Below are 6,894 nucleotides of genomic sequence, written 5' to 3' on the forward strand. Positions count from 1 at the left end.
GAATCAAATGAGCCAGGGCATATGGATATTAGAGGAGCATGATAGCCGCGGGACTAAAAACATCTCTCTTGAATTGCTCAGCGAAGGTCAGAAGTTAGCCCGAAAGCTTAAGCAAGAGTTGTGTGTTTGTCTTTTGGGTTATCAGGTTGAAGATATTATTCCCCAACTTGGTGAATTCGGAGCACAAAAGATATATCTTGCCGATAATAAAGAGCTGTCGGAATATAATCTGGATGCTTTTGTTTCAATAATAGGAAGTTTGATAGAAAAATACCAGCCATCAGTATTAATGATGGGAGCTACACCGAACGGCTCGGAGCTGGCACCGAGAATTGCAGCAAGATATGGACTTCCCTGCATAACCGAGGTCAAAAAGATTGGGGGCAACAGCGAAAATATTCAGGTAACTAAATCTGTTTATAATGACCGGCTTTATGCTGATGTTAAACCTGCTTCGGCAAGGCCCCTGATCATAACTCTTCCCCCTGGTGAGACCGACATTGTTAAGCCCAAAGAGTCTGTAGAACCGGAACTTATTAAAATTAATTTTGAATTCACCGAAAAGCTTAAGCGTATCCGATACAGGCAATTTATTAAAGGCGACCCAAGAACAATTAGGGTAGATGAAGCAGACTTGATTCTGGCTCTTGGAAACGGTGTGAATTCCGAATCTTTACCCGTTGCTCAGGAACTGGCCGATCTTTTAGGAGCAACTCTTGGAGGAACAAGAGTTGCCGTTGATAATGGCATCATACCTTTTGAAAGACAAATTGGGCTAACAGGCAAAACAGTATTACCCAACATGCTTATAGCCTGCGGGATCTCCGGTGCTTATGAATTTACAGATGGAATGAAAGACTCCAAGATGATAATTGCCATTAATAATGATGGAAAGGCGCGCATTTTCGAAGTAGCAAATCTTGGTGTTAATGGAGATCTTAAAGAAATACTTCCTGCTGTTATTGATAAGATAAAAAATCATAAACAGGCTGGCAGTTAGCTTTAAATTTGTTATATTCCGGAGATAGATTTATGCAACAGATGAATGCAGTTAAATCACTGATCGTTTTTCTTTTCTTTATTGTTTTTACCCTTACATCCGCCCATGCCACTGAATATTATTCTTTCCACATGGCGGGTTCCGATTGCACCATGTGCCATGATGATGTATCTGGCGGTGAATTAAATGATGTTGGAACCCAGTTTGAGGAAAATGGATACCGATTCCCCATAACCCAAAAGGAAATACTTTTTTACGCCTTATCAGGACTGGCTATTCTCGCAATATTTTTTGGCCTTTTCCGCAGATACAAGCTTTGGAGCAGTGGACGACCAGGCGCGAAAATGGATCGCATTGCCAAAAGATGGGACGGGCTTTTTGTAAATGTGTTCGGGCAAGATAAAATCCTGAAAAATTCTTTAGCAGGCCAGGGGCATCTTCTCCTGTTCTGGTCTTTTACATTGCTTGGCATCGCTGTAATATTTATACTTATTCAGGAATATATTGTTCTGCCCTTATGGGGAGTAAGGCTTATAAACAGTTATTTTTATCCCTTTTTCAGGCTGTTTTTAGATATCTCAGGATTAATTGGTTTAATCGGCGCAATTATACTGGCTTACAGAAGATATATCATAAAGCCGAAAGAACTGGGTGATAATCTCGATGACGGATTATCGCTGCTTTTTCTGATTGTTGTCTTTTTGACGGGATTTCTGGCCACAGGAATCCGCAATCAACTCTACCAATCCGAATGGACGAACTGGGCCCCTGTCGCTTCTTCACTTGCATGGGGATTAAAACTGGTTGTAAGAGAAGAGGAAGGCCTTAAAGTTTGTTTTAATGTGTTATGGTGGGTACACTCACTTATCGGGCTTATATTTTTAGCTGCTATACCATATTCAAAACTTCTTCATGCTTTTACTTCCTCTCTTAATATTTTTTGTAGAAACCTTGAGCCTAAAGGGGCTTTGCCTGTATTGGATATCGCTTCTTCCGAAACTTACGGTGCCGGGAAAATTAATGATTTTACCTTTAAACACCTGCTTGAGCTTGATGCCTGCACCCAATGTGGAAGATGCCAGGAAAATTGTCCGGCTCTTATTAGCGAGAAGCATCTCAATCCAAAAAGCATTGTTCAGAATTTAAAAAAGCATATGGAGGCTTCTTCCGCAAGCAACAGTGCAACACTTATCGGAGGGCCTGTGACCGATGAGGAAATATGGGAATGCACCACATGTTTAAACTGCATCGAACATTGCCCGGTATTTATAGAGCCAATGCTAAAAATTGTTGAAATGAGGCGAAATGCAGTACTTGAAAAAAGCAATTTTCCGGCTGAATTTAAACAGATTTTCAAAAACCTGGAAATATTCGGAGATCCCAAGGGTAAGGGCAAGGTTACCAGAGAAGGCTGGGTATCCAACTTAAAGATCAATAGAATATACCAAAAGGATAATGCAACACCTGAAATACTTTTCTGGGCAGGATGTATAGGCGCCACATATGATGAAAGAAGTAAAAGTACAACCAATGCGGTTGCAAAGATTTTTCAAAAGGCGGGCGTAAGTTTTGGAATTTTGGGCAAGGAAGAATTTTGCTGCGGAGATCCTGCCAGAAGAATCGGCAATGAGTATCTTTTTCAAAAACTGGCTTTAAAAAATATAGAAACAATGAAAAAGTACGGTGTAAAAAAACTTGTGACTCATTGCCCGCATTGTTTTAATACTTTCAAAAATGAATATCCCGCATTAGGAGCCGATTTTGAGGTGATTGACATCTTTGAATTTATAAAAACATTATTAGACCAGGGCAAACTTGAGGTTAAATCAAAGATAGGAGAATCTTTCACATACCATGACCCATGTTATCTTGGCCGCTATAATTTGGTATATGAAACGCCGAGAGATATATTAAAGTCTCATATAGGCGTCAACCTCACTGAAATGGAGAGGATAAAAGAAACAAGTTTCTGCTGTGGCGCAGGCGGGGGCAACATGTGGCGAGGTGTTTCCGCAGGCAAAAGGATGGAAAACTTAAGAATCCAGGAAGCTGTAAAAACAGAAGTAAAAGGGATTGTTACTGCCTGCCCGCATTGTGATATTATGTTTGACAGCGCAATTCAACAGGAAGGTATGGGTTATACATTCAAACTTGTTAATTTAATCGAACTGGTGAAGCAGGCAGTGCTGTAATATAGCAGCGGGAGATATCTTATGAAAATAATTGTTTGCGTAAAACAGATTGGCTATATCTATGACCCAACAGCAATTAATCTTGCAACGGGTGAAATCGATCCCGAAAAAATGGTTTCCATGCTTAATCCATATGATGAAATTGCAGTAGAAGAAGCAATCAAAATAAAAGAAAGTGAAAATGATTGTGAAGTTATTGCAATTACTGCCGGTGGGCCGGAAGGGGATAATGCTCTTAAATATTCTTTTGCAATGGGTGCAGACAGAATGATCCGTTTGGATTATGAAAACACTGATCCATCATTAATCTCACTATTTTTAGCCAAAGCAATTGAAAAAATCGGTTATGATATGGTTCTTTGTGGCAAAAAATCCATGGATAGCAATGGTGGGCAGGTAGGCTCATTTCTTGCCGAAAGACTTCATATCCCTCAGGTTTCAGGAATTGTTAGTCTAAAGCTTTCATTAAATGACAAGAAGGCTGTTGTAGAAAGATATCTTGGAAAGGGAGACCGGGAAGAATTGGAATGCGATTTACCCGCCCTGTTTACAACTGAAATGGGACTTAATGACCCAAGATATCCTGCACTTCCCGGAAGACTTTTAGCAGACAAGACAAATATAGAGATATTGGATATTAATTCTTTAGGTGATAGTTCAGATAAAGCTGTTGGATTAACGGATATTTTAAAATTTTCTCAACCAAGGCCCAAAACCAGAAAAACATTTTCACCGGACAGTAATTTATCGGCAACAGACAGGTTAAAGCTTATGATGAGCGGAGGCGGAGCCAAACCAAAAGAGGATAGTAATGTGCTTGAAGGAAGTGCCGATGAACTTTCAGGGCATATTTTAAAATATCTGATTCAGGAACAAATAATATAAGAAAGGAAGAAATCCTTATGCTGATTATAGGTGAATCTCTTAATGCTACTGTTCCAGCGGTCAGCCAGGCGATTACCGCTCATGATGAAAAATTTATTACAGATCTTGCCAAGCTTCAGGTCGAATGCGGAGCAATGATGCTTGATGTAAATGCCGGCGGTTTAGGCGGACGCGATGAAGGAGAAGAGCTATCATGGCTTGTGCAAACAGTTCAGAGCGCAGTTGAAGTTCCGCTTGTGTTAGATAGTGCAAATCCGGACTCTTTGCATAAGGCTGTAAAAGTATATAAGGGATCAGAACTGATACTAAGTTCGGTTACTGCCGAAAAAGACAGTCTCGAAAAACTTTTGCCTCTTGCCGCCGAACTTAATTGCGGCCTTGTAGGATTGTGCATGAGCGAAAAAGGTATTCCCGATAATCCTGATGGGCGCGTAGCTATGGCCGAGATTATTGTTGAAAAAGCTGCGAATGCTGGCATCAAACCGGAAAACCTGTATCTTGACCCTTTGGTTATGACGGTTTCTGTAGACTGGAAAGCGGGCAGGGTAACAATTGATACACATCGTATGCTTCGAACAAAATTTCCACAGGTTCGTACTTTTACCATTATTGGAAATGTTGCTTACGGTATGCCAATGAGAGGGCTTGTGAATCGCACATTTCTTTCTATGATGGCAGGCCTTGATACGGATGCTGTTATGTTAAATGTAAGAGACCAGGAAATGATGGCTACTTTGATGGCAGCTACAGTCTTAAAAGGCGAGGACGAATATTGTCGTAAATACATAAAGGCGTTTCGTGCGGGAAAACTTGGTAAAACCGCACAAAAGTCAAAATAAAAATCAATCAAAATTTCATACACCATAGAGCCAATTGTTACGGGAATCAGAGCATTGTTGACAAACCCTGTATTTATTAAAAGAAAACAGCTAAATTTATTTGGAAACCTTTGAGTCTTTAATTAGCATTGCATCTATTTTGCCTTTTTGTGCAATAGCGACCTCAAGCCAGCGTTGTACAGTATCATGCCTGACTCCTAAAACTTTTGAAACGCTTAGCGGGGGCATTCCCTTAGCCAGAAGTTTGAGGCCTGTCAGAATTTTTTCTTCCGGGGTACGCAAGCCGTAAAATAAACTGCCAGCTCTGCTGCAAAAAGACTTACCGCATTCGTTGCAAAAAAAACGCTGGGAAATGGCTCCTTCTTTCGTTCGGTATGTGCCATTAGCAATGACTTTGCTTTCCTCTACTTTTCCATAAAGAGGGCAATTCGGATTAGGGCAAGACATTTTTTTTAAATCATATTCGGCTTGCTGAGCTTTTGATCCTGCCTGAACCTTTTTTTTACCAACGCTTAGCGAACTGCCAACGACTAACGAATTATCATATTTTACAGTTTTTTCAGGCAATGCTTGTAAGTTTTTATGTTTCAAAGCTGAAGCGGAAGGTAAGACTTTTACTTTTGTAACAGGCTTTTTTAGTTTTTGCGGTTGTTTCTCAACTAGCGGGAAAAGCTTTAGAGCGCGTTTTTCCAGAGTATCCAGTCCAATCTCATATAAAGCTGGAACAGTTTCTTTGTTGTTGTCATCCTGTTTTGAATTTATATTAAAGACCGGCTTCATACCGAAATTATCAGAAAGCTTTTTAGCTTCTTTAGTTGCGGCAGCGTGGACAACCAGGTAATTATCTTTGGAATTGATATTGGCGAAGTATCGGTGGTTTTTAACTAGTGCCGATTGAGCCACGCTGGTATTTGCAGTGTACATGGAATAGATATAGACAACACCTGTTTCCAGGGAAACAATATCGCAAATTGATTTATACGTCAGATTGCCCTCGAATGTTTTTTGCTTTTTAAGTTGTTCATAAGCATCTGATGTAATGGGCAAGCAGATTTCGTGCCCCACGTAATGTCCCCAGCAGTCAAAAGCTATGAAATTGAGATCGGGCAGAATAAGGCAGGCCGCTTTGATTATATCTTTTCCAAGAGACCTTTTTGTCCCGTAGATATCGCAGTGACATGAAAGGATCATGCTAATATGCTTATCTGTTGTAATTGGGATATATTTTGTCATGACTCCATCATCAGACCTTTTAAGTTTCCTTAATAATTCACGGGAAGAAAACAATGTTTCATCAATTGAGGAATAAGCAAAACGCCTGTTTTGCAATGAATACCAAACAGGATGCCCGGCATTAAGGGCTACACATATCTGCATTGGTATTCCGGTCATTTCGGATAGGTCATGAAGATTCTCAATACGGGCGCTGTGTCGGTCTGCTTCCCAATTCTGTAGTTGCCGGACACTGATGCCGATTATCTCCGCAAGCGTTTCCTGACTCAAACTTCGCCATTGCCTATAATCTTTGATCAGTAAACCAAGAGATTTATAGAGTACGCTTTTTTCTGACGCAAAACTTTTTCGTGGTATTGATGTCATGGGCAATCTATTCTTAAAACGTGTTTTGATTAAACAGAATGATATTTTCCGAATATTATCTAAGATATAAGAGTAGTTGTCAATTGTAATAATGTTGTTAATGTGTTTAAGCTTAGTTAATCAAACAAACAAAGTAAAAGGAGAGGAAATTATGTCAAAATATGATGTAATAGTAGCAGGAGGGGGCCATAACGGATTAATGGCCGGGTCTTATCTTGCGAAAGCAGGGCTTAATGTGTGTGTAGTTGAGCATCAGGATATGCTCGGAGGCGGAGTTCAGACCAGAGAGATGACACTGCCAGGTTTCAAACATGATGTATGTTCTACATGGCATGGTTTTATTTGCCCGAATCCTGTATTAAAGGATGATGAGCTTGAA

Annotated in this window: 6 protein-coding genes; 5 read left to right on the forward strand and 1 reads right to left on the reverse strand. The window is 40.2% G+C overall.

The window, feature by feature from the left end; genetic code table 11:
• Positions 1 to 7: 7 nt before the first annotated feature.
• From KKC46_02865 to KKC46_02880, 4 genes are read left to right on the forward strand one after another with little or no spacing between them, the layout of a single operon-like run.
• Complete coding sequence (locus tag KKC46_02865) at positions 8 to 1,000, forward strand: electron transfer flavoprotein subunit alpha/FixB family protein (GenBank protein ID MBU1052755.1); 993 nt, start codon at positions 8 to 10, stop codon at positions 998 to 1,000.
• Between the two features lie 32 nt (positions 1,001 to 1,032).
• Positions 1,033 to 3,192, forward strand: a complete 2,160-nt coding sequence (locus KKC46_02870) for a 4Fe-4S dicluster domain-containing protein (GenBank protein ID MBU1052756.1) — start codon at positions 1,033 to 1,035, stop codon at positions 3,190 to 3,192.
• Positions 3,193 to 3,213: 21 nt separating this feature from the next.
• A complete protein-coding gene (locus KKC46_02875; GenBank protein ID MBU1052757.1) occupies positions 3,214 to 4,077 on the forward strand; it encodes an electron transfer flavoprotein subunit beta/FixA family protein in 864 nt (287 codons plus the stop codon).
• Between the two features lie 17 nt (positions 4,078 to 4,094).
• Positions 4,095 to 4,916 (forward strand): dihydropteroate synthase, encoded by an 822-nt coding sequence (locus KKC46_02880; protein ID MBU1052758.1) that lies wholly within the window; start codon positions 4,095 to 4,097, stop codon positions 4,914 to 4,916.
• A 96-nt stretch (positions 4,917 to 5,012) separates the two neighbouring features.
• Here the strand turns inward: KKC46_02880 and KKC46_02885 are convergent, their stop codons facing one another.
• Positions 5,013 to 6,515, reverse strand: coding sequence for a helix-turn-helix domain-containing protein (locus KKC46_02885; protein ID MBU1052759.1), 1,503 nt, complete (start codon positions 6,513 to 6,515; stop codon positions 5,013 to 5,015).
• Between the two features lie 151 nt (positions 6,516 to 6,666).
• Here KKC46_02885 and KKC46_02890 point away from each other — a divergent pair.
• On the forward strand, positions 6,667 to 6,894 hold a 228-nt coding region (locus KKC46_02890), incomplete at its 3' end, for an NAD(P)-binding protein (protein ID MBU1052760.1).

It is taken from the genome of Pseudomonadota bacterium, from assembly GCA_018817425.1.
Lineage (GTDB): Bacteria > Desulfobacterota > Desulfobacteria > Desulfobacterales > RPRI01 > RPRI01.